This is a genomic window from Sphingomonas sp. Leaf67 (assembly GCF_001421965.1).
Taxonomy (GTDB): Bacteria; Pseudomonadota; Alphaproteobacteria; order Sphingomonadales; family Sphingomonadaceae; genus Sphingomonas.
Genome location: NZ_LMLP01000020.1, coordinates 272,803 through 299,571, shown reverse-complemented (window position 1 = coordinate 299,571; position 26,769 = coordinate 272,803). Strand labels below are relative to the sequence as shown.

The window sequence follows — 26,769 nt, the reverse complement described above, 5'->3', positions numbered from 1 at the left end:
CTGTCCGATAACGGCTCGGCCTATACCGCCCGCGAAACACGGACCTTTGCCCGGCAGCTGGGCCTCAAACCCTGCTTCACCCCTGTCCGCAGCCCGCAGCCCAACGGCATCTCCGAGGCCTTCGTGCATACCCTCAAACGAGATTACGTTCGTGTCTCCCCGCTCCCCGATGCACTCACCGCGTTGACATCGCTGGCCGGATGGATCGAGGACTACAACGACAACCACCCGCACTCAGGGCTCAAAATGCGTTCGCCGCGCGAACATCGCGCACTGGTTTCTGCAACCGCCTAATTCCGTCCGGTAAAACGGGGGCCAGATCATCGATCGGGTATAAAAAACATGCTCAGGACGGATCGGCATTGGTAACAGTGCTATGCAGTAGAGCGGATTCCGGTGGCAAGGCACCGTTTGGTCCGAGAGCAGCCACAGGCAGGAACCGATAGACCGTGCCGCGCGAAATCCCCAGTTCGCGGGCGATATGCGCCGGGCGCATTCCCTGCGCTGCCCGCGTCCGCACCGCTTCGGGGTCGATACGGGGCTTGCCGCCCTTGTAGACGCCGCGCGCTTTCGCCGCCGCAATCCCCTCCGCCTGGCGTTCGCGGCGCAGGTTCGTTTCGAATTCGGCAAAGACGCCGAGCATGTCGAGAAACGCCTTGCCCGCCGCCGTGCCGGTATCGATCGGCTGCTCGGTCGCCTTCAGCGTGATTCCCCGTCCCTTCAGCTCATGGACGATATCCTGCAGATCCTTCATTGACCGCGCGAGCCGGTCGATCCGCGTCACGACCAGCGTGTCGCCGTCGCGCAGGAAGTCGAGCAGGATCTGCAACTCGCTGCGCGCAGCGCGCGACGACCCCGATTTCTTTTCCGACCGGATCGTCTGACACCCCGCCGCGCGCAATGCCGCTTGCTGGATTCCGAGGTCCTGATCGTCGGTCGACACGCGGGCATAGCCGAACAGGGCCATATTTCCCCCTTTCTGTTCGATCCGGGTCTAGACCTTTGGCGGCGAGTGTTCAACTTGCCTGCAACCGACCCTGATCGTACGGACAAAGCGCTTCAGGAGCGGTGTATTATCAGGGTATACCCTTATTATACATATACCGAACGGGCATCTTGCCACATCAGGACCCGTATGTCATTCCAGCTTCATCATGGTCCATATGCTATCATTTGGCGCGTTCTTCATTTGGATGACTTTATGACACTGCAAGTCGCAATCACTGCCACTGGACGCATGAGCCTGCCTGTCGACATCCGCAAGCGCCTGGGGCTGACAAACGGAGGCGCGGTTTATGTCGACGAGACGCCGGACGGCGTCATCCTGCGCACCGCGGAACAGATCGTGGCACGTGCCAGATCATTGGCAAAGCAATATGACAAGGTGGACGGCAGCAGCGTCGATGACTTTCTTGCCAACCGCATGACCGAGAGCGGCGCGTGAGTGCGGTAATCCTCGACGCGTCGGCGCTGCTGGCGCTGCTCCGGGGCGAAGCGGGTGGCAAGAAGGTCGAGGATGCACTCGGCGATGCGTGCATGTCCGTCGTCAACATGGCCGAGGTCGCATCGCATTATTCGAAACTCGGCATGCCGGATGACGTCGTGACGTCGATGCTCCGGCCGCTGCCGATCAGGCTGATCGATGCCGATGCCGGACTATGCTGGGACGCGGGCCGGTTGCGCGGCTTGACGGTCGAGGCGGGCCTGTCGCTTGGCGATCGCTTCTGCCTCGCCTTGGCCAGACGTGAGAAACTGCCCGCCTGGACCGCCGACCGCACATGGCGCGACATCGCCGATGCCGTCGGCGTGAAGGTCGTCGTTATCCGTTGAGGGTGGCACGACGCTAACCCTTTTGATTGACGACACGTTTTACATCGGCTCCGTTGGCGACCTTCCATTGGATGAGGTCTTCATGCCGCACGCGATCGATCGACGTTCCATGCTCGCCGCCGCCGCGGTCGGTGGCATGGCATTGGCCGGCACCGGTGCCGGCGCGCAATCGCGGACGGCCGGGGCCGGCCCCGAACTCTACGAGCTTCGCACCTACCGGTTGGTCGGATCGATGAAGGAGCGACTGGACGGGTATCTGGAACGTGCCTTCCTTCCCGCCGCGCGCCGTGCCGGATGCGGGCCCATCGGTGCGTTTACCACGGCGATCGGCATGGGCAGCGCCAACGTCCAGCTGCTGATCCCCCACCCCTCGATCGCCGCCTTTCTGGAACTCCCCGGCAAACTGGCCGCCGATCCGGCCTATGCCCAGGCCGCCACGGCCTATTCCGACGCGCCCCTCGCCAGCCCGCCCTATGTTACGCTCGAGGTGAAACTGATGCGGGCGTTCGGGGGATTTCCCCGCATCGAAGCGCCCGGCCCCGGCAAGGGACGCATCTTCGAGCTGCGAACCTATCACAGCCATAGCGAGAAGGCGGGTGCGACCAAGATCGGCATGTTCGATACCGGTGGCGAGGTCGACATCTTCCGCCGCACCGGCCTCACCCCGGTCTTCTTCGCGCAGGACCTGACCGGCACCCATCTGCCCAGCCTGACCTATATGCTGACCTTCCCCGATCTTGCGGCGCGCGAGCGGAGCTGGAAGGCATTCGGCGCGGACCCGGCATGGCAGCGACTGATCGCCATGCCCGGCCTTGCCGAGACCGTAACGGACATCGACAACCAGATCATCAATCCGACGCGCTATTCGCAGATTTGATGGATCGCGGCACTGTGCCGTCCCTGCCGACAGCGACACACGTCAAGACCGGCGATCAGCCCCGCTTCACCGGGTCGTGCCATACGAAGTCGATAGCACGCTGCCCTTCGGGACGGAAAATGGTGCCGCTGGACAAGGCTCCGATAGAGTTCTCGATCACATGGTTCGTCATCAACCATCATTCCCAGTAATATCCGTATCGTGAACATGACAATACGCCACTCGACCGCAGCAACAGCAACCGGTTCGCTCGACTGTACACAGTTTGGTTACTTCTGCCGCTAACCATAGCTGACTAGCCCTCAATCAATATCTCGCTATTGAAATGTTGTCGCAGTGCAGGTGCGGAATATGGCTGAAAGAATATTGTCGGCCGAGGACGGTTAGCGGGACCTGACTGGACGTTTCACCTGCCATCACATAAGCAGGCTGTCCGGCACGGGGGCCGCATTAGGGGGGATTTCTGGATGGTACGCCATGGTTCGGTGCGTTTGCGCCGGTGGTCGTTCGCGATCGGTACGAGCATCGTTGCGATGGCGGCATCGTCTGCGGCGAACGCGCAATGTTCGCCCAAGCCGGTAAGCTCGTCGACGACGACCAACTGCACGGGCACCGAAAATGGCGGGCTGATCGCCGATGACTATGGCGTCCGCGTCGTCGTGCAGGAGAATGCGATCGTACGCGGCGGGTTCGACGCCCCCATCGATACCCGGTCGCAAAGCGCGACCTTCACGATCAACGGCCGGGTCGATGGCGAAAACCGGACCGGCTTCCTGGTTACCAACGGAGAGCCGTATCTGGCGCCGTGCGATCCCTATGCCGGTGCCTCGCCGATCGTCTGCCCCCCGGGACTGCAGACCTATTATCCATGGGCGAACGCCACCATATCGATCGGTGCACGAGGGACGATCACGGGCGGGCAAGCACTGGTAAGCCGCCAGTTATTCAACAACCCCTTCGGCAGCATCAGTGTCAGCATCGTCAATGAAGGCCTGATCGAAGGGACCAGCGGCACCGCCATCCGCGATGCCAGCACGCTTCTCAGCATCGGCAACAAGGCCGGTGCGACGATCCGCGGCGTCGGCAATGCGATCGACACCGATGGGGCATTGTCCCTGACCAATGCCGGGACGATCGACGGATCGATCATCTCGCGCCGGACCGCGAACGATGGCAATGCGAGCCGCATCGTCAACGAGGCTGGTGCGACGATCCGTGGCGTCGGCACGGCGATCGACGTCAGCGGTTCGCTGTACCTGACCAATGCCGGGACGATCACCGGATCGGTCGTGTCGCGTGCCGCCGCGGGTAGCGTCAGCAGCATCGATACCCTCGCCGGGACGATCATCGGCGATCTGACCCTCGGCGCCGGCAACGACACGCTGGCGGCGCGCTATGTCGCCGGACAGATCGTTACCGGCATTACCGGAACGATCGACGGCGGTGCGGGTGTAGATACCTTGGCGCTGCGTCTTTCCGAAAACGCCGATTTGACCACTTTCCCGCTGCTGACCGGATTCGAGCAGCTTGGCCTGCGCCTCGAAAATACGCCAACGGTAACCATCGGCGCGGCGGGTAGCGTGATTCGCAACCAGCTAAGCGTGAGCGGCGGCGGCACCGTCACGCTCAACGGCATCTTGCGCGGAACCGGAGAGGTTCTCAGCACCGGCTATTCCGACGGCGCACCCACCATCGTGAACGCGGGCACCATCGAAGGCACCGCTGCCGACAATGGTTACCTGGTTCGCATCTATTCTGCCAACCGCTTCCAGAATGATGGTACGATCAATGCGGCCGGCAACGGCGCATCGATCATCGCGCAAGGCATGTTCGTCAACACCGGGACGCTTCGGGCGAGCGGAACGGCGCTGGAACTGTCGGGTACCAGTTTCACCAATAGCGGCACGATCCGCTCGACCGCCGGCATCGGCGCCACCATGCGTGGTTCGTCGGGGATGAACTGGACCAACAGCGGTACCATCGAAGGCGCGATCGCCGGGGTCCAGCTCTCCAGCAACCTTACCAACACGGGCCTGATCACGTCGCCAGCGCTGGCGGTCGACCTCGGCTATTACGGTATCCTGTTCAATGGTGCCGGAGGTCGGGTCGTCGGCGATGTCCGTCCGTCGACGTCCGGTATCGGCCTGTTCAATGCAACCGTCGCCAACGCGGGGACGATCGACGGCAACGTCTCGTTCGGTGGTGTCGGCCAGGAATACAGCTATGGCAGCAACCGCTATTTCGCGTTGCCGGGCGGCGTGCTGAACGGGAACCTGACGCTGGGCCGTAACGAGACGCTCGTGACCTCCTTGGGCGATGCGGGCAGCAGCGGCTTTGCCGGCATCAACGGGACGGTCACCGCGACGAACGCGCTGCTGCGCTATCGCGTCACTGCCGACACGACCACCTCGGCAACGGCGCGTCCGGGTTTCGCCGAGATCGGCTATGACCTGTACGATGGCGCCAAGCTGACGCTGACCAGCGTCGGTACGCCTTTGATCGTGGCGGGCAAGGGCAGCGTCGACGTCACCGGCGACATCGTCGCCACCACCCGGTCGGCCATTTCGGTGTCGGAGGTCCTGACGGCACCCGGCGAGACCCGGAGCGATCAGACCGGTCTCGCCATCATCAGCCGCGGAACCATCACCCTCGACAGATCGAGTGGCAGCGACGGTCTTGCCTTCGCCGCGGTGCAGACCGGACGCGAGCATAGCTTCACGAACGCCGGCACGATCCTCGTGCGCGGTGGAGACAGGCAGCAGGCTGCGATCGGTATCTACGCCTCCAGCCAGGGAACCGTCGTCAACGACGGGACGATTTCGCTCGATGGCGCGACCGGCATCTCGGAAGCCTTGAAGATCACCAACAACGGCACGATCAGCCAGATCGCTGGTGGTCGCGTATCGGACGGCATCTTTTCCTGGAGTGGCCTCGACCTCACCAATTTCGGCTCGATCGAGGTTGCCGGAAACGCGGTTGGCAGTTCGTCATCGATGACGATCGACAATGCCGGCCGCATCACCAGCACGAACGACGTCGCGATCGGGGGTGGCCAATATAATCCGCAGGCCATGATCACCAATCGCGCCGGCGCCACGATCACCGGCGACGGTACCGCGATCCGGGTCAGCGGCGGGACGCTGGTCAATGCCGGTACCATCATCGGCACCGTCGATCTCGGCTACAGCAGCTATAACTACAACAACCGATCCTATGGCAACGCGATATATGACGGGTTGGGTGGCACGATCGCCGGCGACCTGCGGTTCGGCGACGGCGACGACACGCTGATCGTCTATGACGACGTGACCGGCGTCAGCGGCACGATCGATGCCGGCGGCGGTACCAACACCTATATCCATGCCCGTTCCACCAACGGCACGGTGACGCTGGGCCGGGACCTGCCGACCGGTTTCGGTGTCGAAGGCGTGCGTGCCACCGGACCGGATACGCAGGTGACTATCGCCGCTGCGGCAACCGTCGCGAACACCCTGAAACTGTCGGGAACCGGCAATATCATCAACACCGCGACGATCGACGGCATGGTGACCACCGATACCGATCGGTGGGAGAACGGGATGATGGTGGTTCCGGCCCTGCTCGCCTCGTTCACCAACCAGGGTCGGATGAACGGCGGCTTCGATGGTCGCGTCGGACGCTTCGTCAATGCCGCCACCGGCATCGTGACGACCCAGGATTCGCAAGGGTCGGCGGTACGGATCCAACAGGCCGGCGCGGTCGACTTCGCGAACGCCGGCACGATCGACATCGGCGCAGGCAATCTCGCCGTCTCGCTGGGGTCGGACAGTGCGGTGACCGCAGCGAACGACGGATCGATCACCGGCAAGCTCGGCGTATCGGTGCAGAACTTCACCAACGTGATCGCTCCCGCGCCGCTGACGGCATCGCTGGCCAACCGTGGCACGATCACCAGCGGTCGCAACGCGATCGAGATGACGATGGTCGATACGGCCGACGGCGTATCGTCGATGACGCTCGACAATCGCGGCACGATCGAGACGACGGGCAAGGGCGCGACCGCAGCTTATCTGGAGGCGCGCGGGTTCTACTGGTCCGACGAGCCAAGCGCCGGCATGCGGCAGATCACCGTGACCAACAGCGGCACGATCCGTGCGAATGCCGGTGGTGAGGATGTTACCTACACCTATTGGAGCTATGACCCATCGACCGGACAGGTCGAACAACGGACCGAAACCTATACCAGCATTGCCACGGCGCTGACGATGCTGACGGCGCCGACCGGCGCAGCGCATTCCATCACGCTGAACAACAGCGCGACCGGCAGGATCGAAGCGACGGGAATATTGTCGACCGCCATAGGCGCGCTGGGTACGCTGGACCTGACCAACGCCGGTACGATCCACGGCGGTGCGAGCTTCACGGCGAACGGTGAAACGTTGGCCGGCGCGATCCAGTCCTTTGGCACCAATGACCGGATCATCAACACCGGCACGATCATCGGATCGATCGACACGGGCGCAGGCGACGACCGTATCGAGAATTACGGCACGCTCGACGGCGATGTCTTTCTGGGCGCGGGCGACGACACCTTCCTGCATCGTGTCTCGGCCATCCTGTCCGGCACCGTCGATGGCGGCGCGGGCACCGACAGCCTGATCATCGACGCTGCCGGCGGTGGCACGGTACGCGGCGACCAGTTCGTCAACTTCGAGCGCTTCAGCCAGACCGGCAGCGGCGCGGTCAATTATGTCGGCGCGTTCCAGGCCACGACGCTCGACGTCAGCGGCGGCACGCTGAACGTCGGCGTAGGCGAAACGCTGAGCAGCATCGGCCCGGTCACGATCACCGGCAGCGATGCCGGCGAAACCGTCGACAATGCGGGAACGATCACCGGTTCGGTGGCGCTGGGCGCGGGCGACGACATCTTCGTCGATCGCGCGGGCAGCAGCGTCGCCGGTGGGGTCGATGGCGGTGCGGGGGTCGACCTGTACCGCGTCGTCCTGTCGGGCAACCGCAACGGGATCGGCACGCGCAGCGGCTTCGAACAGCTCGCCGTCACCGGCAACGGCACGCTGGCGCTGACCCTCGACCAGAGCTTCGACAGCGTCGCCCTTGCCGGCACCGGCCTCGCGCTCGCGCTGAACGGCAACAGCGTCGGCACCGTCACCGGCAGCGACGCGGCCGAAATGCTGAGCGTCGACGGCGATATCGGCCGCGCCGCACTGGGCGGCGGCAACGACATGCTGGTGCTGGGGACAGCGGTCGCCAACGGCACCTATACCGGCGGGGCGGGTAGCGACACGCTGCGCTTCTCCACCAACGCACCGGTAACGCTGACGGGCAGCGCCAGCGGGTTCGAGACGATTGCGCTCACCGGTACCGCACTCACGATCGACGGGACGCTCGGCGCGGCCGGCGACCTGACGACGCTGGGCGATGGCGCGCAGACGGTGGCGCTGGCCAATGGCGGCACGATCAACGGCACGCTCGATCTGGGCGCTGGCAATGACAGCTTCAGCCTGGCCCCCAATGCCAAGCTGAACGGCACCGTCGCTGGCGGCGCGGGGGATGACCTCGCCACGGTGGCGCTGGCCGGACCGCGTACGCTCGACGCCGCCACGCTGACCGGTTTCGAAACGCTGGCGAGCACCGGCACCGGCACGCTGACCCTGACCGGCGCACAAAGCTATGGGCAGGTGGTCGCGGCCACCGACCTGACCGTCGTCAGCGGCGCATCGCTGACCGCCGGTACCGTGCGCTTCGCCGGTGGCAACGAACGGCTGACGATCGCGGGCGGCTTTGCCGGCGCGGTCGATGGCGGTGCGGGCAGCGACACGATCGCAGTGTCGGGCGGCAGCGCAAACGCTCCGGTCGCTTTCACGAACGTCAGCAATGTCGAGACGTTCGGGATGACGGGCGGCTACGCCACCGTTTCGGGCAATGCGGCGCTCGGCAATGCGGCGCTGACCGGCGGGCGTCTGGTCGGGCTTGCCAACTCGACGATCGCTGCAGGCCGCATCGACGTCGGCACGGGTGCGACCTTCGGTTCGGCGGGTACCGTCAACGGCAACGTCAATGTCGCCGGTACGCTCAGCCCGGGTGCATCGCCGGGCGTGATGACCGTCAACGGCAATGTCACGCTGGCCAGCGGTTCGCTGTCGGTGTTCGAACTGACTCCGACCGTCTCCGACAAGCTGGTCGTCAACGGCGCACTTTCAATCGCCAGCGGTGCGACGTTGCAGATCGTACCGGTCGGCACGCTGCGCGCCGGCACCAGCTACGACCTGATCACCGCCAGCGGCGGGATCACCGGCGGGTTCACGACCATCAACAAGCCGTCGAACCTGTTCGGCGTGATCGTCCAGCGCAGCGACCGCATCCAGCTGCTCGGCCAGTTCCTGACCGACCCGCGCTTCTCCCCGCAGGTCGCGCGCAGCATCGCCTATGCGAACGCCACACTGGCGGTGCAGCCGGCGACCAGCACGCTGTTCGACAGCCTGCCGGCACTGGTCGATACGTCCGGGGCATCGAATGCGCGCGGCTTCGCGCAGTTGACGCCGGAAGCCTATGCCTCGGCGACGCAGCTCGGGGTCGACCATGCGCTGTCGCTGACCCAGGTCGCCCGTGGAAACGCGTTCGCGACCGACCGGCAGGACGCAGGCGCGTTCACCTTCGCGCAGACGATCGGCCAATGGCACACGCTGCAAGGCGATGCCGCGCAGGGCAGCAACACCGCGCGTGCGCAAAGCTACGGCTTCCTCGGCGGGGTCGGATATGGCGACCGCAGCTGGATGATTGGCGCGTTCGCCGGGTACCTGAATGGCCGGCAGCAGATCGGCGCACTGGGCGCGCGCACGCGTGCCGATGGCGTCGTGGCGGGCGTTCATGGCCGCTACGGCGCGGACAGCGGGTGGGGCTTCAGCGCCTTGCTGCTGTACGATAGCGGAACGGCGGATACGGTGCGCGCCTTGCCGACAGGACGGGACGGGATCGGCAGCTATGCCCTGCACAGCTGGGCCAGCGATGTCGCCGCATCCTATGACATCGACGTAGGGGATGGATGGTCGCTACGCCCGCGCGTCGGCGTAACGTACATCCGCACCTCGCGCGAAGCAGTGCGCGAAACCGGGTCCAGCCCGTTCGCCCTGACCGTCGCTGGCAACCGGCACGTATCGGGTTTTGCCGATACCGGGGTGACGCTGGCGCGCAGCGATGCCTCGGACGCGCCGTTCCGGCCGTTCGTGTCGCTGGGCGCCCGCTACCAACTCGAAGGACAGCGCGCGACGGCACTGGCCGGCTATGCCGGCAACGGTCCGGGGCTGGTCGCGGTCGGCGCGGGCCGTACCGAACTGGTCGGCACCGCAGCGGGCGGTGTCGCCTATCGCCTGCCGAGCGGGCTCGACATCTTTGCCTCCGCATCGGCACAGACCGGTCGTGACGATCATCAGGAAACGATCAGCACCGGCGTACGGCTGCGCTTCTGATCGCGGTTTGACCGGCTCCGACCTTGCGCAAGGTCGGAGCCGGTACCCTTAATCGTGCCGCAAGGCCCAGGCCGGGGCCGCGCGGCTTGCGCGGAGCGACTGGCCGAGCACGGTCAGCACCGCGACCAGCAGCGCCACCGCCGTCGCGCCCGCAAAGAACAGCGGCGACAGCGGGATCGCGTCCTCGAACCCGGCCAGCCACGTCCGCATCGCGAAGAAGGCGAGCGGCCATGCGACGAGGTTCGCGATCAGTACCGGGCGCAGGAACTGCCCGACCAGCAGCTTGACGATATCGACAGACGACGCGCCCAGCGTCTTGCGGATGCCGATCTCGCGGGTCCGCCGCGCGGTGTTGAACGAGGCGAGGCCCCATAGCCCGACGCAGCCGATCAGCACGGCGAGGCCGGCCCCGATCCCGAACAGCCGGGTGGCGCGGTCGTCGGCTTCGTAATAGTCGGCGAGGCGTTCGTCGGCGGTCTGTCCGGTGAAGGGCACCTGCGGCACCATCCGCTGCCACAGGTCGCGCACCGCCGCCAATGCGATGCGCGGATCGCCGGTCACGCGGATGGCGATGACCGACGTGTCGATCGCCTCGGGCGAGCGGTAATAGATATAATAGGTCGGCGCGACCGGGCTGCGCGGCGTGTCGAAGCGCAGGTCGTCGACCACGCCGATGATCGTGCGCGGACGATCGCCGCCCACGGTCTTGCCGATCGCGTCCTGTGGCGATGCGAAGCGCAACGGGGTCAGCGCACGGCGGTTGATGACGATGTTGGTCGGATCGGTCCCCTTGTGGCCGGTGACGTCGTCGGCACCATGCGCGTCGTCGAACCACCGCCCGGCGATCAGCCGCGCGCCATGCGTTTCGAAGAAGCGCGGGGATACCCGGACCCACGTCAGCGACGGCCCCGGTCCAGCGACGCCGGGTAGCGGCACGTTGTTGTTGTTCCCCTCTCCGCTGCCGCCCGGTGTCGCATTGGCGATGGTGGCGTCCTTCACCTGCGGCAGCGCCCGGATCGCGGCGAGGATCGCGGGCTTGCGATCCTTCGGCACCGCCGGGTCGACGGCGGACGTCACCACCAGCAACCCGTCGCGCTGGAACCCCAGATCGGTCGTGCGAACATGCCGGGTCTGTGCGACCAGCACGGCGGTGCCGATCATGAACGCGATGGCGAGACCGAACTGCCCGATGACCAGCAGTTCGCGGACGCGCGTGCCCGTCCGCCCGCCGCCGGGCGAGCGCGCCGAGGCCAGCACCGAAGCGGCGGGGAAGCGCGACAGCAGGATCGCCGGATAGACCCCCGCCGCCACGCCGACGACCACCGCCAGCACCAGCAGCGCGGGCACGACGACGCCGTAGTGGATTGTCAGCGACAGCCCGCCCGCCGCATTGACCAGCGGCAGACCCAGTTCGGCGAGGATCAGCCCGCCCAGCGCGGCGATGGCTACGGTCAGTACCGCTTCGCCGAGGAACTGGCGCACCAGCACGCCCCGATCGGCCCCCAGCACCTTGCGCATCGCCACTTCGCGGGCGCGCAGGCCGGCACGGGCGGTCGCCAGGTTCACGTAATTGACGACCGCGATCAGCAGCGTCAGCACGCCGACCAGCCCCAGCGTGACGACGGTCGTCTTCGCGCTCGCGCTCTCGGTTCCCTGAGGGGTCAGGTGCAGGTCGGCCAGCGGCAACAGCTCGAGATGCTGCATGTCCGACGGCTTGCCGCCGTCACCGGTCAGTTCCTTGCCGCGCCGGTCGACGAACGCGGTCAGCTTGTCCTCGAACGCCCGCGCGGCGACCGGCGTGTCGAAGCGCAAGAAGGTGGCCAGCGACACGCTGCCCCAGTGATACCAGTATTCGTTCGCCATATCGCGGGTAAGCGGCACCAGCACCGACAGCTTGAAATCGCTGTTCTTGGGCTGGTCGCGGAACACCGCGCTGACCCGGTAGGTCCGCACCTTGTCCATCGACAGGACCAGCGTCTGCCCGATCGGATCGCGGGTGCCAAAATAGGCGCGCGCGGTCTTCTGGTCGATCGCGACATTGCCCGGCTGTGCCAGCGCGGTGGCGGGATCGCCCGCCACCATCGGCAGGCGGAACACATCGAAGAAGGTGGCGTCGACCTGTGCCGCGTCGACCCGCGTCGCGCGTCCGTTCGTCAGGATCGTGCCGGCCTCCTGCCCGCCACCGATCCGGGTGCCCACGACGCCCGGAAAATCCTCGCGCAACTGGTCGAGCAGCCCGCCCATCGTATAGGCAAAAGCACCGTTCGCCGGGCTGTCGGGCATGGTGTAGACCGTCTGCACGGCATAGACCTTGTTGTAATCGGGCAGCCATTTTTCATAGCTGGTCTCGAACCGGACATAGAGGCCGAGGATCAGGAACACCGCGATCCCGACCGCGAGGCCGCCGATATTCAACGCGGCATACAGCTTGTGGCGCACAAGCGAGCGATAGAGCGACAGCAGCCCGAAACGGTTCATCGATGTTCCCCCAGGATCAGCCGCAGGTGACGCGGGCCATGCCGCTCCGCGACACCGCGCATTGCGGCCGGCCGGTGACGGTCACGCGGGCGATGCCGCTGGCGTCGATGGTGGCGGGGCCATTCACCTGCGCGCGGACCGATCCGGTGCCGCTGGCATCGACCGACAATGCTCCGGTGGTGAGTGTCGAGGTGTCGACATGTCCAGTCCCGCTGGCATCGATCGCCAGCGCGTCCGCCCGGCCATCGGCGACGATGCGCCCGGTGCCGCTGAGGTTGAGCGACAGCCGCGCGGCACGCACCCCGCGCAGCGTCGCGGTGCCGGTGCCCGATACGTCGATCGTCGCGCGGGTGGTGCGCAGGCCGTCGATGGCGAGGGCACCGGTACCGCGCATCCGTGCCTCGAACGTCGGGGTGTCGAGCGCGGCGATGCGGACCGATCCGGTGCCACTCGTCTGGATGACGGCAAGGCGCGGCAGGGTGACGTTGATCGTCGCGGCGGGCTTGTTCCGGCGGCTGTCGCAGCTGCCCGGTGCCCGCAGGAGCGTCAGGACCCGGCCACGCACCGCGACGCCGATCGCCGCCAGCGACCCCGCCTGCCCCTGTGCCCGCACCGCGAAGCGCGCGCCGAAGGTGACGACGACATGATCGCAACCGCGCAGGTCGATGCGATCGAAATCGGCGGCGGCGAAGCTGCGCGTCGTCACCTCTGCCAGCGCCGGGGTCGGCACGGCGGAGGCGAGCAGCGCGAGGGTGAGGAGCGGTTTCATGGGCGTGGTCTCCGATCGGGAGGGAATGGAGGATACGCTGCCACCGGCCCGGGGCCGTATCCCCGCGCAGGCGGGGATCCAGAGCGGCAAACGTGAAGGGTGGTTCGTGTGGCCCTGGCCCCCCGCCTGCGCGGGGGTACGCAGGAATTGAGGTTGGGCCGTGCGCATCACATCGCCCGCATCGCGCTGGCGACGATGCGGCCATCGAGCATGTCGATGCGCCGCTTCGCCATGTCGGCATGGGCGGGCGAGTGGGTGACCATCACGATCGTCGCGCCTTCGTCGTTGAGCGCGCCGAGGATGTTCATCACCTGCTCGCCATTGGCGGTGTCAAGATTGCCGGTCGGTTCGTCCGCCAGGATCAGTTTCGGATCGCCGACGATCGCGCGGGCGATGGCGGCGCGCTGCTGCTGCCCGCCCGACAGCTGGTGCGGGAAATGGCGGGCGCGATGCGCGATGCCGACCTTGTCCATCGCCGCGGCCACCCGCCCCTTCCGATCGCCGGCATCACTGCGATAGGCGAGGCCGAGCGCCACATTCTCCTCGATCGTCAGTTCGTCGATCAGGTTGAAGCTCTGAAACACGAAGCCGAGCGTCGATCCCCGGAATTTGGCGAGGTCCTTTTCATCGAGCGCCGCCAGATCGCGCTCGCCGAACCAATATTTGCCGCCGGTCGGGCGATCGACCGTGCCGAGCGTGTTGAGCAGCGTCGATTTGCCGCAGCCCGACGGCCCCATGATCGCGACGAACTCGCCCGCTTCGACGTGCAGGTTGATATCGGCCAGCGCGGTCGTCTCGACCTCGTCGGAGACATAGCGGCGCTGGATATTTTCTAGACGGATCATAGGCTTGCCCCTTAATTGAGGTTGATGGTGTCGCCCTTCACGGTCGACAGATTGCTGGTGACGATGCGGTCGCCGGGGTTCAGCCCCGACAGGATTTCGACCACTTCCGGATTGCGGCGGCCGATCTTGACGGGGCGGCGGGTGGCATGGGTGCCATCGGCGTCGAGCACGAAGGCGAACGCGCCATTCTCCGCCGCTACCCACCCGCCGACCGGGGCGACGACCGCCTTGGACGCGGCACCCAGCGTGATGCGGATATCGATGGTCTGGCCGCGATTGAGGTTGGGTGGTGTCCGGTCGAAGGTCAGTTCGACGCGGAACCGCCCGTCCTTCACCGCCGGCAGCACTTTCGACACCGTCAGGCTCGCACCGTCCGCCCGTGCGCGCTGCCCGACCGCGACGCGGCCGAGATAATATTCGTCGACATCGGCCTCCAGCTTCCACGATCCCTCGCTGTCGACCTGTCCCGCCGGGTCGCCGGCTTTCAGCGTCTGGCCGGGTTGCAGCGTGAAGTTGGTCAGCCGCCCGGCGGCAGGCGCGCGGATGGTCAGCGCCGACAGCCCGCCGCGCACCGCCGCAAGATTGCCGGCAAGCCGCGCCTGCGTATCTGCCAGACGCGCGCCCTGTGTCGCGGTGATTCGCGCCTCGGTACCGGCACCGCTGCGCAGCTGCGCCAGACGGCGCGCCTGATACTCGGCCTCGGCGCGATAGCCGGCGACGCCCGCTTCGGACACGATACCCTTGTCGAACAGCTGCTGGCGGATGGCGAGGTCGCGGCGCGCCTTGATCAGATCATATTCGGCCTGCGCGACCTGTGCCGAGCGGTCGAGCCGGCTGCGCTCGATCCCCAGCCCCTCGCCCGCGACCGCGCCGAGCTGGCCGGCGATCGCCGCCTCGCGCGTCAGCACTTCGAGCCGCAGTTCGGGATTGGCGAGCGTCGCCAGCTTCTGTCCGGCGGCGACCATCGCCCCGTCCTGCACCAGCAATGTCTCGACCTGCCCGCCCGACAATACCCCGACCAGCGTGGTCAGGCGCGGGGCGACGGTGCCGCGCACCGGCAGGTAATCGTCGAATGCGGCGCGGGTCACCTCGCCGGTCTCGATCCGGTCGGCATCGATATCGGTCGATCCGGCGGCGGGCAGGAAGCGCCACAACGCGACCGCCGCCAGCACCACCGCCACCGCGATCCACAGCGGACGCCGCCGCCACCAGCGCGCACGGGGCTTCTCCACGCGACGGTCCATCGCCGCGCCGGGGGCGCTCCCCTGCCCTGTCGTCGTGCTGCTTGCGCCGTCGGTCGGTTCGGTCATCATGGACACAGTGTCACCGATCCGGACGGAAAATCCTAAGTGCCTGAAACCGAACGAACTTCACCCGATCTGCCGGCAGGTGACCGTCCATGTCCGGACGCACTGTCCGCAAATGGACAGTCGGACAGCGCGTCAAGCGGCCTGAACGTGTTGCTGATCGACGACTATGCCAGCGTCGCCGAATCGATCGCGCTGGCGGTGCGCCTCAGCGGGCACCGGATCGATACCGCCGCGACGCCCGAGGAAGCGCTCTCCCGCCTCGCCGCCGCGCGGTACGACGTGGTGCTGCTCGACATGAACTATGCCGCCGGGCGCACCGATGGCGCGGAGGGGCTGGCGTTGCTGGCGCGCATCCTGTCCGACGATCCGGCGGCGGCGGTGGTGGTCATCACCGCGCATAGCGGGGTCAGGATCGCGGTGGAGGCGATGCGCGCCGGCGCACGCGATTTCATCATGAAGCCGTGGCGCAACGCCGACCTGCTCGCTCGCATCGCCACCGCCGCGCGGGCACGGACCCCGGTGGCGGCGGTGCCGCAGCCGATGGCGGCCGAACCGGCGCGGCTGCTCGGCGACAGTGCGGCGATGGCGGCCTTGCGCGACCTGATCCGCCGCATCGGTCCGACCCGCGCCGGGGTGGTGGTGACCGGTCCGGCCGGATCGGGGCGCGCCCTGACCGCCGCCGCGCTCCACGCCGCGTCGGCCGATGCCGGGGCGGCGATGCCGGTGATCGACCTGCGCGACGATGCGGCATGGGGTCGACTTGTCGACACGTCGACCATCATACTCCGCCATCCCGATCGTCTGGGCGAGGTGGCGCAGGCGCGGTTGCTGGCGCACGTGCCCGCGACCACGCGCTGCATCGCCATCGCCGACAGCGCGAACGGCATTCTGCCCGCGCTCGCCCGCCGCATTGCCACGGTCGAGATCGCGGTGCCGCCGCTGGCCGCGCGCGGCGACGACGCGCTGCTGCTCGCGCGCCATTTCCTGCGGATGGCGGCGGCGCTGCACGGGCGGCCGGTCCCGACCCTCACCCCCGCCGCCGAAGCCCGCATCCTGCGCGGACCATGGCCCGACGAGGTGCGCGGGCTGGCGGCCGCGATCGAGCGCGCGGTGCTGCTGGGCGATGGCGGCGCGATCGACACCGCGCTGCTGGCACCGGAGACAGCGGCGATGGTCGCCGCCGACGCACCGGCGCGCTTCGACCTCGACGAAAACGAACGCGCGGTGATCGAGGCGGCACTGCGCGAACATCGCCACAATGTCAGCCATGCGGCGGCGGCCCTCGGGTTGAGCCGGGGGGCACTGTACCGGCGGATGGCGCGGCATGGGTTATAGGGTGCGCGTCCCCGTCCACCGGCGTACCCCTGCGCAGGCGAGACCTTTACGAACGTCCCGATTACCGATCGTCGGACGTACCTCCGCGCAGGCGGGGGTCCAGGGCCCCACGCACAAAGTGTTGTTCTGCTTGGCTCTGGGCCCCCGCCTGCGCGGGGGTATGGCTCCCTTGCCCTCCCCACCCCGTACCCCGGCGAAGGCCGGGGCCCAGTTGGGGGACGGTAGCGATCGTCCGCCAAACCTTCCCAACTGGGCCCCGGCCTTCGCCGGGGTACGGGTCCGTGACGTTGGCACCTTGCTCGCCTCCACCGGCGTACGGCAGCACATCGGAACATCCACCCCATGTTGACCCCCGAACGCCGCCGCACCCTCGCCGCGCTCGGATCAGGCGTCACCCTCACCCTTGGCGGCGCAGCGCTCGTGCTGGCGTGGCAGGCGGGCATCTGGGGGTCGCTGCTCGGCACGCTCGGCATCATCGTCTGGGCGCTGGCGCTGGGCTGCTGGATCGCGCTGCGCCGGGCATCGGCCACCCCCGTCCCGCGCACCTCGCCGCACGACACGCTGCCGATCGCGGCGCTGCTCGATCAGGTGCCCGTCCCGCTGCTGCGCATCGATGCGGCGCAGGTCCGCGCGATCAACCGCGCCGCGCGCGCGCTGTTCGTCGCCGACGACCGGCTGATCGCCCCGCCCGCCGCGCTGACCGATCCGGCCGCGCGGCACCTGCGCCATGCCGGGCGGCGCTGGCGGATCGATGCGGTGACGCTCGGCCCCGACACCCGCCTCGCCGCGCTGATCGACATCGCTGCCGAGGAACATGCCGCGCAGGAACGCGCCAGCGACGAGATGATCGACATTCTCGGCCACGAGCTTCTGAACGGCCTGTCGCCGGTCGTCTCGCTGGCCGACAGTGCGATGACGGCGCATCGCCGGGGCGACGCGATGCTCGGCGACATCCTCGCCACCCTCGCCCGCCGGGTCGAGGGGCTGGAGGGCTTTACCCGTGCCTATCGCCAGCTCGCCCGCCTGCCCGATCCGGTGCCCGCCCCCGTCGCGCTGGACGAACTGGCCGTCGATCTCGCGCGGCTGTTCCGGGGGCGGTTCGGTGACCGGGTGGCGCTCACCGCCGATGGCCGCGGCACCGCGCAGGTCGACCATGACCAGATGGTGCAGGCGCTGTGGGCGCTGCTCCAGAACGCTGCCGAAGCCGCCCTTGCCGCCGACGCGCCGGCGCGGGTCGCGCTGACCCTGACCGCCGAAGACGGCTTTCTGGCCGAAATACGCGACAGCGGCAGTGGCATCGCCGCCACCGATCGCGCCCGCATCTTCCGCCCGTTCCACACCGACAAGGCGGGTGGTTCGGGGATCGGCCTGACCCTCGCCCGCCGCATCGCCCGCGCGCATGGCGGAGAACTGATGCTGCTCGACACGCGCGTGACGTGCTTCCGCCTGACCCTGTCCGACATGTCGACAGGTCGAGCTGTCGAATGATCGGCCGTCACTTCCAGCAAACACTGGCACCGTTTCCCGACATGTCGACACGTCGGGATGTCGAATGACCGACAGGTCGAACGGCTATGAGGCAATCGCCGACCGATACGTCGCCGCCCGCTCCGCCATCGGCAGCGACGTCGTCCGCGACTGGGCCGCCACCCTGCCCGCCGGTGCGGCGATCGTCGACATCGGCTGCGGCAGCGGATGGCCGGTCGCGACGACCCTGACCGCCGCCGGCCATCGGGTCGCCGGCATCGACCCTTCACCCACGCTGCTCGCCGCCTTTCGCCGTGCGCTGCCCCATGCCGATGCCGCGTGCGAGGCGGTCGAGGACAGCCGCTTCTTCGACCGCCGGTTCGATGCCGCGGTCGCGATCGGATTACTGTTCCTGCTCCCCGAAACCGCGCAGGCGACGCTGATCGCGCGGGTCGGACAGGTGCTGAAACCGGGTGGTCGCTTCCTGTTCGGGGCACCGCGCATCGCGTGTACGTGGCGCGACACGCTGACCGGTCGGACGTCGCGATCGCTGGGCGAAACAGCCTATCGCGGGCTGCTGGCTGATGCAGGACTGCATCTCTCTGCAAATTATCGTGATAATGGCGGTAACGACTATGGGATGGCAGTTGCCGGGCAGGGGGGCGACGCCTACGATAGGACGGTATCGTAACGAGGATCGTACCCGCCCGTGGAGCACCGCCGGCTAGAAGCGCACAGGCCGGACAGCGGCACGACGCACGAGCGGGTGACCCCGTCCGGCCGTCCGCCGCAGGCCAGCGCCCTGCCGCCCGGCGATCTGGGCCAGATGCGGCGAACGCTGGTGCGCAGCGAATTGATCGGTCGGCCGATCGATCCGCCGTCCGATCACACCATCCGGCGGCTCGCCACCTGTCGCTGCGGCACGGTCCGCGCTATCTGTACCGGAGACCCCTTGCGCGTGTCGGTGTGCCATTGCCACGATTGCCAGCGGCGCAGCGGCAGCGCCTTTGCGGTCGACGCCCGCTTTGCCGAGGATCGCGTATCGTTCGACGGCCCGACCCAGCGCTGGTCGGCGCGCGGCGGCAGCGGGATGCGATCGACCTATCATTTCTGTGCGACCTGCGGTTCGACGGTCGCCTACACCACCGACACCCGCCCGGGACAGATCGCGATCCCGGTCGGCGCCTTCGCCGACCCCGCCTTTCCCCCGCCGACCGTATCGGGGTGGGAACAGATGCAGCAGCCGTGGGTGGCGATCACCGGCGACGATATCGAGCATCGCGACTAGGCTAACGGCCTCCCGCTCCGTCAACGCGTCGTTGGGTGTCCCGATTGAGATCGAGAAATGGGAAAAGAGGCTGTTAGCGGCTCCAGAGGCGGCCGACGGGATAAGTGATAGCGGCAAGGCCAAGTGGAACGAGCAGCACTGCCGCTGCAAATAACGCGATCAGTCCGTAACCCATATCGCCGCTGTGATTGCGATTGGGTTCAGCAATTTCCGTCTGCATAGTCGCGCAGGTTATAACGAATCCCAAAAGCATAACTGCGCCAAGTAGCAGAAGCAGTCGTACCTTGCCCGTCCATGCAAGCCATATGAACAATGCGAGCCAAGCCGCGTAGCTTGCCCAAAACAGGACGAAGAACACTATCTCGCTCATCTTTCCCAAAACGGAATCGCTGAAGACGAGTACAGTGTGCCAGCTAGTTGGCCTTCAAACAACGTGACATGCTGTGGAGCGTGTTGCGCGCTGTCGCTTTCCCGGAAACGAACGGCCCGTGAGACGGCCAAGACAGTCCCATTGGATGATTTTTCGGGTGCACGACAATCGTTGCTACCGCCATTAAACAGGTGTACAAAAATATATGGAGATCGAGTTCGACCCTGCCAAGGATCGCCTCAACGCCAGCAAGCACGGCGTGTCGCTGAGCGCGGCGGAAGGATTCGATTGGGATACGGCCTTGGAGCGCGAAGATAATCGCTTCGATTACGGAGAGGTTAGGTTCGTCGCCCTCGGTCTGATCGGTGATCGCCTGCACGTGCTGGTGTTCACTGAAGGCTCTCACGAGGACGCGGTGCGCGCCATCAGCCTACGCCCCGCCGAGAAGCATGAGGTAAGGTTCTATTATGACCAAGTTTAATCCCGATCTTCACGACGACAACCCGCCGCTGGATGCTAACTTCATGGCCGGCATGACGCCTTCCCGGCGCGGTCGGCCGAAGCTGGAAACGCCGAAGGTTGAAGTCAAAATTCGCCTGGACGCTGCGACGGTCGAGCATCTGCGTGGCAGCGGCCCCGGATGGCAGACCCGCGTGAACGCATTGCTCGGCCGACTGGTGGAGACGGGGCAAATTTAGCGGTTGGGTCGTCCCGTTTTGGAAGGTCGATCGAGAACAAGGGCACCCCTGTGAAGTCGGATCACGGCCACCGAGGCGGGCTTTCCCAAATCATTTTCCCGATCGCCTTTTCCCGAAATGGTGCCGGATCGACGGGAAATTGGGACGCTCGAACCTGTCTGAATACACTTGTTCGCCGCCGTTCAGCGGCACCACCAGGCAACCGGCCGTTTTCCTTGCGCAGCATAGGCGGCAATCCCTGTCGGATAGCCGGCAGGTGCGACGATGCGCCTGCACGGGTTTTCCGACGGGTTAAGCGTAGTTTCTTGCCCGTTCCATGCAATGTCCCCCAGATCGGGGGCAAACCGACCTGTCGAACCGTCGACGTGTCGACAGATCGACGATCAATGGCCGTAGCGTTTGATCCCGCGCTGGCGCAGGCGGCGGCGCTGGCGGCGGCGATAGGCGACGATCGCCCAGGGGATCACGATCAGCGCGACGACACCGATGATCGCATAGGCGATGAGTTCGCGGGACAGGTCCATCACGGTTTCTTGCAATCTCAAACGGGCCCTGTCCATCGCAGCGATCGGCACAGGGCGGAAATTTCGGTTCGTACGGCCCACCGACCATAGCAGGATCGATCGACGTGTCGACAGGTAGAGCCGTCGACAGGCTATTCGCCGATCGGGCTCTCGCCATATTTGCGCAGCACGTCGTTGAACGCCTCGGCCATCAGCGCCTGCAGGCTGCGGTCCTGCCGCCGTGCCAGCATATGCATCGCCAGCGACATGTCGGGGGTGAAGAAACCGGCGATCTGCTTGCGGCCCTGCCGGCTCGCCGGACCCTTGGCATCGGACGCGACGACCGCCGCGGGCGCGGGCGCCACTGGGGCAGGGGGCGGCGGGGTCGTGCGATCACGCAGATTGGCGAAGGACGGTTTGCGGCTCATGGGCTGACTTTCCGGAAACGGGGGGCCGGCATGTCGAGCTGTCGACATGCCCACTTGTAGAGTTCGCGAACCTCCTCGGCGGCCTTGCCGGCGGGTTCGCTCTCCATGACCGTGAGCCCCTCGGCACTGGCATGGCGATAGGCGGCACGATCGGGCAGCAGCACCGGACAGGGCGGGGTGCCGAAGCTGTCGACCAGCTCGCCCGCCTCCTGATACACGCGCGGCGCATTGGGCGGGCCGGCGGTGAACACGACGAAGGCCGGGCGGCGCAGCAGTTGCACCAGCTTGGCGGTGGTCTGGATCGCCGACAGGTCGAAGGCGCTGGGCCGGCACGGGATCAGCACGAGGTCCGCCGCCTCGACCGCCGCACGCGCCGCGCTGTCGGCGTGCGGCGGGGTGTCGATCACGATCACCTCGGCCCCCTGCGCGCTGGCGGCGGCGATCTTGGCGGCAAGGCGGGGCGGGGGGCTGTCGATCACCTCGGGCGGTGCCTCGCCGCGCCACGACGCCCATTGGCTGGCGGTCGCCTGCGGATCGGTATCGACGACCAGCGCGACGCGCCCGCTCGCCTGTGCGGCGGCGGCGAGGTGCAGCGCGAGCGTCGTCTTTCCCGCGCCGCCCTTCTGGCTGATGATGGCTATGGTCGGCATGTCGGGATATCTACGTGTCGACATGCCGACAGGTCAAGCTGTCTAGGTGTCGAAGCGAGCGATTGCCGGTATATCGGCCGGTCCCCATGCGAGGCTTTGCCAAAGCGGTAGCGCCCGGGACGCGAGCGGGGTCGCTTCCATATCGCGATCGGCGCAGTCACCGGCGCGACGCCGGCGATCCTGTTCCTGCGGATGATCGACGCGGCAGTCGCCTTCTGGTGGGGCTCATCGAGCATGGGCAACGGGGCCGCGACGGGGTGAAGTTGGTGGCCGGACCGCACTGCGAAGTGGCGACACGGCGCAGCGATCGTCACCACAGGATCGAGGGAACCCCGGCAACATCCATCGATCGACGATGACCGCAATTCGAGCTGGCAACGGTGGACCGTGGATCGGCCGCTCATCGCCCTTCCTGCTTCGTCCTTCGCGCGCGTCGCCCGACAAGGACCAGCACGACCGGCACGATATAGTACCACGCTGCCAAAAACGCCCAAAGGGCGATACCTTCGCGCGTACTCTCCGCCGGGAAGGACGGCCAAAGCGGCAGTTCGAGCGTGAGGAGACTGAACAGCGTGATCGGAACCGCGATTGCGATCCACAGGATGAGCAGGAGCCAGAACAACCCGTTACGCCGGGCAGGTGACGGATCGGGCATATCGCAAACTTCCCAGCTTTCGGACGGTACGTGCCGTGTAACAGGTCCGCGCCGGGGTGCGAACGGATGCGCTTCGTACGTTGCCCGACATGTCGACACTTCGACACGTCAACCCGTCGATCCCCATCGGCGCTGAAACCCTGCCACCGCCACCTCCGCCAACTGGTGCAGCGCCGCACCGATCAGACAGCCGATCGACACCTCCACCCCGCGCGCCACGCCGGCATGAGCGATGCTCTGCCCCGGCGCGACCGTCAGCAGCACGATTGCCGCGGTCCACATCGACAGCCGCAGATTGCTGCGCCAGCGGGCAAGGGCGGCGCAGATCGCGACGACCACGCCCAGCGTCACGCCCGGTCCGGCCCCGGCCAGCAGGCTGCCGATCGTGACCGCTATCCCGATCCCCGCCGCCGTCGCCACGAGCCGCCACACCAGTGTCCGCCGCGTATCGCCCAACCGGTCCTGCGACACGACTAGCGCCGACACCGTCGCCCAGACCGGATGATCGAGCCCTGCCCATGTCGCGAACAGCAGCGCCAGCACCGCCGCGCCGGCACAGCGCAGCACGAACGCCGTCGCCGCCAACCGCTCCACCCTCACCGCAACAAATTCGCCTTCGCTAGCTCCAGCACCTCATCCCCGCGCCCGCTCATGATCGCGCGGAGGGTATAGAGGCTGAACCCCTTGACCTGTTCCGCCTGGATCTTGGGCGGCATGGCGAGTTCGAGCGTCTCGGTCACCACATCGATCAGCGCCGGGCCGTCATGGGCGAAGGCGGCACGCAGCACAGCTTCCAGCTTGTCCGACCGCGTCACCCGCGCGCCGAAAAAGCCCATTTGCGCCGCGACCGCCCCAAAGTCCGGGTTCTTGAGGGCGACATTGGTGTCGACATAGCCTGCCGCCTTCTGCTCCAGCTCGACGAAGCCCAAAGTCGAATTGTTGAACACGACGATCTTGATCGGCAGCCGCATCTGCACCGCGGTCAGCATGTCGCCCATCAGCATGGTGAGCCCACCATCGCCCGACAGCGACACGACCTGCCGCCCCGGATACGCCGCCTGCACGCCCAGCGCCTGCGGCATCGCGTTCGCCATCGACCCATGGTTGAACGATCCGATCAGCCGCCGCCGCCCGTTCATCGTCAGGTAGCGCGCCGCCCACACCGCCGGCGTGCCGACGTCCGCCGTGAACACCGCATCGTCGGTGGCGAGGCGGTCGACCACTTTCGCCACGAACTGCGGATGCAGCGGCTTGTCGCCGTCGCGGGCGGTGGCGAGATCGTCCAGCCCCTCGCGCGCCTTGGCATAATGCGCCCGCGCTTTCGTCAGGAAGCGGTCCGACCGGTCGGGCGCGATCTGCGGGGTCAGCAGCGCCGCCGCCTCGCGCACGTCGCCAACGATGCCGATGTCGATCTGCGCCCGCCGCCCCAGCGCGGAAGGGTCGCGGTCGATCTGTGCGATCTTCGCCTTTTCGGGATAGAAGTTGCGATAGGGGAAATCGGTGCCGAGCATCAGCAGCGTGTCGCACTCCATCATCGCATGATAGCCCGACGAAAAGCCGATCAGCCCGGTCATGCCGACGTCATAGGGATTGTCCCATTCGATCCATTCCTTGCCGCGATAGGCATGGACGATCGGGGCCTGCAGCGCCGCCGCCAGCGCCACGACCTCGTCATGCGCGTGCGCGACCCCCGCTCCGCAGAGCAGCGTCACCGCCTTCGACCCGTTGAGCAGATCGGCAAGCCGCGCGATCTCGCCCGTCTGCGGCACGATGCGCGGGGGCAGGGGGGTGGCGAAGTCGGCGCGGGCATGGTCGGGCGCGGCCTTCAGCGCGACGTCGCCGGGGATCACCAGCACCGCCACGCCCTGTTGCCCGATCGCGGTGCGCAACGCGCGGTGGAGCAGTTCGGGCAGCTGTTCGGGGGTCTGCACCATCTCGCAGAAATGGCTGCATTCGCGGAACAGCTCGGTCGGGTGCGTTTCCTGAAAATAGTTCAGGCCGATCTCGCTCGACGGAATATGCGCGGCGATGGCGAGCACGGGCACGCGGTTGCGCTGGCAATCGAACAGCCCGTTGATCAGGTGGAGATTGCCCGGCCCGCAACTCCCCGCACACACCGCCAGCTTGCCCGTCGCCGCCGCCTCGGCCCCGGCGGAAAAGGCCGCGACCTCCTCATGCCGGACATGCATCCATTCGATCCTGCCCGACCGGCGCAGGCTGTCGTTGATCGCGTTCAGGCTGTCGCCCGTCACGCCCCAGATCCGCTCGATACCCGCGGCGATCAGCGTGTCGGTGATGAGATCGGCGATCTTCATGGCATTTCCCTCGAATGTTCGAGGGCGGAACGAGGGACGGGCGGTTTGGCTTCGTCGGCTTGGTTGCGATGATAGCAGGCCGGGTTTCACGGGGCGGCGGACGGCGCGCGGCGACCTGCGCCGCGCCGTCGCCACCCTATTGCACGGTCGTCCCGACGATCGCGGCCTCGGCCACCCGCCCGCGACGACGCTCGAGCATCTGTCGTTCGGACACGGAATTGCCGAGCGCCACCCGATCGTCCGGTCGCGGGCCGATCCTGTCCTCGACATAGCCGATGGCGATCATACTGCCGAGCACGACCGCGGCAAACGCGCCCACCGCCATATATCCAGTACGCTTTTTCACAGGGTCCATCCCGATACAAAGGGAAAATACTTTTCGAAAACCGGCGTTGACCGGTTTGGCTCCCCGTTATTTCCGGGGTTTGCCGTGAATGTGCCGATCGCCGACCCCTTACAGTACCCCGCACAGGCGGGGGCCGGCCACGCGGAACGCGGACGGGATAGGTCTTCATCGTGCGGTACCTCCACGTCGACACTTACGACACAGGCAACGCGTTTGTGATGGGCCGTCATTGCGAATATGATGCGCTATCTGGCTACAAAGGTCTCGAATGCAGATTTTTGCGGTGAGGCTGGGCGGCAGGTGGGCCTAGGGCGGGCAGCGTCAACGCCTTTCCCAAGGCACCCATCGCGTTGACATCGCTTGCCGGATGGATCGAGGACTACAACAACAACCACCCGCATTCGGGACTTAAAATGCGTTCGCCGCGCGAGCATCGCGCATTGGGGTCAGCAACCGCTTAAGTCCGTCCGGCGAAACGGGGGCCAGATCCATGACGTCAGCACCATGTTCATGGCGTCCGCCCGATCAGAGGCCGGTCCTCGCGAAATGCTGCCGCACCATGTCCTGCGCCCTGGCCCAAAGCACCGGCGATCTGCTCTCGATGGTCGGCCCGTAACGCTCATGGACCTGCTTTTCTGAAACGCCGTTTTCCGTCCAGGTGCCGCCCCCGGTCAGCGTGTTGAGCATCAGGGGTTGCAACCGGTCGAGCGACTTGGCGAATTTCGCCTCGGGTGTCTCCGCGGCCTCGAACTCGCGCCACAGATCGAGGAAGTGCACCGCCTGCCGCTCCGGCAACAGACCGAACAGGCGCCTCGCCGCGGCACCTTCCGCCAATGCAAGGGCTGCGTGGTCGTGCATGCTGTGAATGGGGGCATCGCCGGCATCGATCTCGACGATGTCGTGGATCAGCAGCATTGCCATGACCTTGCCCTTGTCGATTTCATCGGGCGCGAGGACCAAGGCGAACATCGCCAGATGCCAGGAGTGTTCGGCCGAATTCTCACGCCGGCTGCGATCGGCAATCGGCGATTGGCGGACGACCGTCTTCAGCGCATCGATTTCGGCCAGAAACGCCATTTGCATGGTCAGATCATCTTGCATGACGGCGCGCGTAAACCTCCGGCGCCGTGCAGGCGACG

At 66.7% G+C, this 26,769-nt stretch carries 25 protein-coding genes and 1 pseudogene; 12 read left to right on the top strand and 14 right to left on the bottom strand.

Annotation, left to right across the window (positions count from 1 at the left end):
• A partial coding sequence (locus ASE90_RS19235) for an integrase core domain-containing protein (protein ID WP_156361562.1) occupies positions 1 to 294 on the top strand: 294 nt, incomplete at its 5' end.
• Positions 295 to 346: 52 nt separating this feature from the next.
• On the opposite strand, the gene ASE90_RS12170 is transcribed toward ASE90_RS19235, so the two are convergent.
• Positions 347 to 967 carry a recombinase family protein gene (locus ASE90_RS12170; protein WP_082449765.1) on the bottom strand — a complete coding sequence of 207 codons (621 nt, stop codon included), beginning with the start codon at positions 965 to 967 and terminating at the stop codon, positions 347 to 349.
• 234 nt (positions 968 to 1,201) lie between these two features.
• Here ASE90_RS12170 and ASE90_RS12165 point away from each other — a divergent pair, with 234 nt between their 5' ends.
• The 4 genes from ASE90_RS12165 (at position 1,202) to ASE90_RS12150 (ending at position 10,173) form a co-directional block, all read left to right on the top strand.
• A complete protein-coding gene (locus tag ASE90_RS12165; protein WP_056000816.1) occupies positions 1,202 to 1,444 on the top strand; it encodes an AbrB/MazE/SpoVT family DNA-binding domain-containing protein in 243 nt (80 codons plus the stop codon).
• Positions 1,441 to 1,830, top strand: a complete 390-nt coding sequence (locus tag ASE90_RS12160; RefSeq protein ID WP_056000813.1) for a type II toxin-antitoxin system VapC family toxin — start codon at positions 1,441 to 1,443, stop codon at positions 1,828 to 1,830. Before ASE90_RS12165 ends, ASE90_RS12160 begins: the two co-directional genes overlap by 4 nt.
• Positions 1,831 to 1,939: 109 nt before the next feature.
• Positions 1,940 to 2,707, top strand: coding sequence for an NIPSNAP family protein (locus tag ASE90_RS12155; RefSeq protein ID WP_162235090.1), 768 nt, complete (start codon positions 1,940 to 1,942; stop codon positions 2,705 to 2,707).
• Positions 2,708 to 3,174: 467 nt separating this feature from the next.
• Complete coding sequence (locus tag ASE90_RS12150; RefSeq protein WP_056000807.1) at positions 3,175 to 10,173, top strand: autotransporter outer membrane beta-barrel domain-containing protein; 6,999 nt, start codon at positions 3,175 to 3,177, stop codon at positions 10,171 to 10,173.
• 48 nt (positions 10,174 to 10,221) lie between these two features.
• Here ASE90_RS12150 and ASE90_RS12145 read toward each other — a convergent pair whose 3' ends face one another.
• From ASE90_RS12145 to ASE90_RS12130, 4 genes are all read right to left on the bottom strand, one after another.
• Positions 10,222 to 12,651 carry an ABC transporter permease gene (locus ASE90_RS12145; RefSeq protein ID WP_056000805.1) on the bottom strand — a complete coding sequence of 810 codons (2,430 nt, stop codon included), beginning with the start codon at positions 12,649 to 12,651 and terminating at the stop codon, positions 10,222 to 10,224.
• Between the two features lie 16 nt (positions 12,652 to 12,667).
• Entirely contained in the window at positions 12,668 to 13,420 is a 753-nt protein-coding gene (locus ASE90_RS12140; protein ID WP_056000802.1) for a GIN domain-containing protein, read from the bottom strand.
• Positions 13,421 to 13,587: 167 nt separating this feature from the next.
• Positions 13,588 to 14,265, bottom strand: a complete 678-nt coding sequence (locus tag ASE90_RS12135) for an ABC transporter ATP-binding protein (protein WP_056000799.1) — start codon at positions 14,263 to 14,265, stop codon at positions 13,588 to 13,590.
• A gap of 11 nt (positions 14,266 to 14,276) precedes the next feature.
• Positions 14,277 to 15,578 carry an efflux RND transporter periplasmic adaptor subunit gene (locus ASE90_RS12130; protein ID WP_235531795.1) on the bottom strand — a complete coding sequence of 434 codons (1,302 nt, stop codon included), beginning with the start codon at positions 15,576 to 15,578 and terminating at the stop codon, positions 14,277 to 14,279.
• Positions 15,579 to 15,722: 144 nt separating this feature from the next.
• Between ASE90_RS12130 and ASE90_RS12125 the strand changes: the two genes are divergently transcribed.
• The 4 genes from ASE90_RS12125 to ASE90_RS12110 all read left to right on the top strand — a co-directional run bounded on the left by ASE90_RS12125 (position 15,723) and on the right by ASE90_RS12110 (position 19,665).
• Entirely contained in the window at positions 15,723 to 16,910 is a 1,188-nt protein-coding gene (locus tag ASE90_RS12125) for a sigma-54-dependent transcriptional regulator (RefSeq protein WP_235531793.1), read from the top strand.
• A gap of 342 nt (positions 16,911 to 17,252) precedes the next feature.
• A complete protein-coding gene (locus tag ASE90_RS12120; protein WP_082449763.1) occupies positions 17,253 to 18,398 on the top strand; it encodes a sensor histidine kinase in 1,146 nt (381 codons plus the stop codon).
• Positions 18,399 to 18,462: 64 nt separating this feature from the next.
• Positions 18,463 to 19,068: a class I SAM-dependent methyltransferase gene (locus tag ASE90_RS12115; RefSeq protein WP_056000796.1), complete on the top strand. Its 606-nt coding sequence runs from the start codon at positions 18,463 to 18,465 to the stop codon at positions 19,066 to 19,068.
• Positions 19,069 to 19,086: 18 nt separating this feature from the next.
• The gene (locus ASE90_RS12110; protein ID WP_235531792.1) at positions 19,087 to 19,665 is read left to right on the top strand and encodes a GFA family protein; all 579 of its coding nucleotides are present in this window, start codon (positions 19,087 to 19,089) and stop codon (positions 19,663 to 19,665) included.
• 73 nt (positions 19,666 to 19,738) lie between these two features.
• Here the strand turns inward: ASE90_RS12110 and ASE90_RS12105 are convergent, their stop codons facing one another.
• The gene (locus ASE90_RS12105; RefSeq protein WP_056000793.1) at positions 19,739 to 20,035 is read right to left on the bottom strand and encodes a hypothetical protein; all 297 of its coding nucleotides are present in this window, start codon (positions 20,033 to 20,035) and stop codon (positions 19,739 to 19,741) included.
• 205 nt (positions 20,036 to 20,240) lie between these two features.
• Between ASE90_RS12105 and ASE90_RS12100 the strand changes: the two genes are divergently transcribed.
• Positions 20,241 to 20,516, top strand: a complete 276-nt coding sequence (locus tag ASE90_RS12100) for a BrnT family toxin (protein ID WP_056000790.1) — start codon at positions 20,241 to 20,243, stop codon at positions 20,514 to 20,516.
• Complete coding sequence (locus ASE90_RS12095; RefSeq protein WP_056000787.1) at positions 20,503 to 20,733, top strand: BrnA antitoxin family protein; 231 nt, start codon at positions 20,503 to 20,505, stop codon at positions 20,731 to 20,733. The genes ASE90_RS12100 and ASE90_RS12095 overlap by 14 nt, the downstream gene beginning before the upstream one ends.
• Positions 20,734 to 21,116: 383 nt before the next feature.
• Here ASE90_RS12095 and ASE90_RS20350 read toward each other — a convergent pair whose 3' ends face one another.
• The 7 genes from ASE90_RS20350 to ASE90_RS12065 all read right to left on the bottom strand — a co-directional run bounded on the left by ASE90_RS20350 (position 21,117) and on the right by ASE90_RS12065 (position 25,630).
• Positions 21,117 to 21,257 carry a hypothetical protein gene (locus ASE90_RS20350; protein ID WP_200909490.1) on the bottom strand — a complete coding sequence of 47 codons (141 nt, stop codon included), beginning with the start codon at positions 21,255 to 21,257 and terminating at the stop codon, positions 21,117 to 21,119.
• Between the two features lie 131 nt (positions 21,258 to 21,388).
• Positions 21,389 to 21,664, bottom strand: coding sequence for a ribbon-helix-helix domain-containing protein (locus ASE90_RS12090; protein ID WP_056000784.1), 276 nt, complete (start codon positions 21,662 to 21,664; stop codon positions 21,389 to 21,391).
• Positions 21,661 to 22,314 (bottom strand): ParA family partition ATPase, encoded by a 654-nt coding sequence (gene parA, locus ASE90_RS12085; protein WP_056000781.1) that lies wholly within the window; start codon positions 22,312 to 22,314, stop codon positions 21,661 to 21,663. Before parA ends, ASE90_RS12090 begins: the two co-directional genes overlap by 4 nt.
• 400 nt (positions 22,315 to 22,714) lie before the next feature.
• The gene (locus ASE90_RS12080; protein WP_156361560.1) at positions 22,715 to 22,969 is read right to left on the bottom strand and encodes a hypothetical protein; all 255 of its coding nucleotides are present in this window, start codon (positions 22,967 to 22,969) and stop codon (positions 22,715 to 22,717) included.
• A gap of 108 nt (positions 22,970 to 23,077) precedes the next feature.
• Positions 23,078 to 23,563: an FUSC family protein gene (locus ASE90_RS12075; RefSeq protein ID WP_200910883.1), complete on the bottom strand. Its 486-nt coding sequence runs from the start codon at positions 23,561 to 23,563 to the stop codon at positions 23,078 to 23,080.
• Positions 23,564 to 23,565: 2 nt separating this feature from the next.
• Positions 23,566 to 25,284, bottom strand: coding sequence for a ubiquinone-dependent pyruvate dehydrogenase (poxB, locus tag ASE90_RS12070; RefSeq protein ID WP_056000772.1), 1,719 nt, complete (start codon positions 25,282 to 25,284; stop codon positions 23,566 to 23,568).
• A 136-nt stretch (positions 25,285 to 25,420) separates the two neighbouring features.
• Complete coding sequence (locus ASE90_RS12065; protein WP_156361559.1) at positions 25,421 to 25,630, bottom strand: hypothetical protein; 210 nt, start codon at positions 25,628 to 25,630, stop codon at positions 25,421 to 25,423.
• Between the two features lie 338 nt (positions 25,631 to 25,968).
• Here ASE90_RS12065 and ASE90_RS19975 point away from each other — a divergent pair.
• Positions 25,969 to 26,091, top strand: a pseudogene (locus ASE90_RS19975) (integrase core domain-containing protein); the annotation flags it as partial.
• A 64-nt stretch (positions 26,092 to 26,155) separates the two neighbouring features.
• Here ASE90_RS19975 and ASE90_RS12060 read toward each other — a convergent pair.
• Positions 26,156 to 26,731, bottom strand: coding sequence for an HD domain-containing protein (locus tag ASE90_RS12060; RefSeq protein ID WP_056000766.1), 576 nt, complete (start codon positions 26,729 to 26,731; stop codon positions 26,156 to 26,158).
• Positions 26,732 to 26,769: the final 38 nt, after the last annotated feature.

Bases quoted from the DNA above. Each gene is read 5' to 3' on its own strand.
- poxB (WP_056000772.1), bottom strand. From the start codon at position 25,284: ATGAAGATCGCCGATCTCATCACCGACACGCTGATCGCCGCGGGTATC.
- ASE90_RS12165 (WP_056000816.1), top strand. From the start codon at position 1,202: ATGACACTGCAAGTCGCAATCACTGCCACTGGACGCATGAGCCTGCCT.
- ASE90_RS12130 (WP_235531795.1), bottom strand. From the start codon at position 15,578: ATGATGACCGAACCGACCGACGGCGCAAGCAGCACGACGACAGGGCAG.
- ASE90_RS12080 (WP_156361560.1), bottom strand. From the start codon at position 22,969: ATGCCCGATCCGTCACCTGCCCGGCGTAACGGGTTGTTCTGGCTCCTG.
- ASE90_RS12170 (WP_082449765.1), bottom strand. From the start codon at position 967: ATGGCCCTGTTCGGCTATGCCCGCGTGTCGACCGACGATCAGGACCTC.
- ASE90_RS12060 (WP_056000766.1), bottom strand. From the start codon at position 26,731: ATGCAAGATGATCTGACCATGCAAATGGCGTTTCTGGCCGAAATCGAT.
- parA (WP_056000781.1), bottom strand. From the start codon at position 22,314: ATGCCGACCATAGCCATCATCAGCCAGAAGGGCGGCGCGGGAAAGACG.
- ASE90_RS12150 (WP_056000807.1), top strand. From the start codon at position 3,175: ATGGTACGCCATGGTTCGGTGCGTTTGCGCCGGTGGTCGTTCGCGATC.
- ASE90_RS12105 (WP_056000793.1), bottom strand. From the start codon at position 20,035: ATGAGCGAGATAGTGTTCTTCGTCCTGTTTTGGGCAAGCTACGCGGCT.
- ASE90_RS12095 (WP_056000787.1), top strand. From the start codon at position 20,503: ATGACCAAGTTTAATCCCGATCTTCACGACGACAACCCGCCGCTGGAT.
- ASE90_RS12120 (WP_082449763.1), top strand. From the start codon at position 17,253: ATGTTGACCCCCGAACGCCGCCGCACCCTCGCCGCGCTCGGATCAGGC.
- ASE90_RS20350 (WP_200909490.1), bottom strand. From the start codon at position 21,257: ATGGACCTGTCCCGCGAACTCATCGCCTATGCGATCATCGGTGTCGTC.
- ASE90_RS12090 (WP_056000784.1), bottom strand. From the start codon at position 21,664: ATGAGCCGCAAACCGTCCTTCGCCAATCTGCGTGATCGCACGACCCCG.
- ASE90_RS12155 (WP_162235090.1), top strand. From the start codon at position 1,940: ATGCTCGCCGCCGCCGCGGTCGGTGGCATGGCATTGGCCGGCACCGGT.
- ASE90_RS12140 (WP_056000802.1), bottom strand. From the start codon at position 13,420: ATGAAACCGCTCCTCACCCTCGCGCTGCTCGCCTCCGCCGTGCCGACC.
- ASE90_RS12135 (WP_056000799.1), bottom strand. From the start codon at position 14,265: ATGATCCGTCTAGAAAATATCCAGCGCCGCTATGTCTCCGACGAGGTC.
- ASE90_RS12145 (WP_056000805.1), bottom strand. From the start codon at position 12,651: ATGAACCGTTTCGGGCTGCTGTCGCTCTATCGCTCGCTTGTGCGCCAC.
- ASE90_RS12115 (WP_056000796.1), top strand. From the start codon at position 18,463: ATGACCGACAGGTCGAACGGCTATGAGGCAATCGCCGACCGATACGTC.
- ASE90_RS12100 (WP_056000790.1), top strand. From the start codon at position 20,241: ATGGAGATCGAGTTCGACCCTGCCAAGGATCGCCTCAACGCCAGCAAG.